This is a genomic window from Pantoea stewartii subsp. stewartii, from assembly GCF_008801695.1.
Classification (GTDB): Bacteria; Pseudomonadota; Gammaproteobacteria; order Enterobacterales; family Enterobacteriaceae; genus Pantoea; species Pantoea stewartii.
Map to the genome: position 1 here is coordinate 1 of NZ_VZPF01000230.1, position 521 is coordinate 521.

Below are 521 nucleotides of genomic sequence, written 5' to 3' on the forward strand. Positions count from 1 at the left end.
GTTTCAGATAACATAAAATCAATGCATTACATGCTTGCGTATGACGGTGTTCTGTCTGGCATCAGCGTTTTCTACCAAAACAGTGCAGACAAAACAGAATGATTACCTATTATTCAACAAAGCCGGTCGAATCCTCCAAAATCTCTTTTGCCATTGAGGTCAGTATTTTTTCGCCCTGCTTGAATACATCGCTCATGCTGCTGGTACGCCATTCAATTTCAAACTGGAAGAAGTTATAAAGGTGTTTTCCTGAATGTTCTTCACCATCCATCACCAGTCTCAGACAAGGCGCCACACAATACACTTTCTCCAGAAATTCAAGCGACATTTGTTTTTCAACCACATGGCTTACCGGGAGGTAATATTTTTCTTTCCCTTTTACCTGTACCTTCCCAGGGGCTTTGTTGAATAATAGGTAATCATTCTGTTTTGTCTGCACTGTTTTGGTAGAAAACGCTGATGCCAGACAGAACACCGTCATACGCAAGCATGTAATGCATTGATTTTATGTTATCTGAAAC

1 protein-coding gene is annotated in these 521 nt (G+C 40.5%); it reads right to left on the reverse strand.

All coding sequences use genetic code 11. The annotated features are described in order from the left end of the window. Nucleotides 1–109 precede the first annotated feature (109 nt). Nucleotides 110–481: an amino acid--tRNA ligase-related protein gene (locus F7Q90_RS25915; RefSeq protein ID WP_044243118.1), complete on the reverse strand. Its 372-nt coding sequence runs from the start codon at nt 479–481 to the stop codon at nt 110–112. Nucleotides 482–521: the final 40 nt, after the last annotated feature.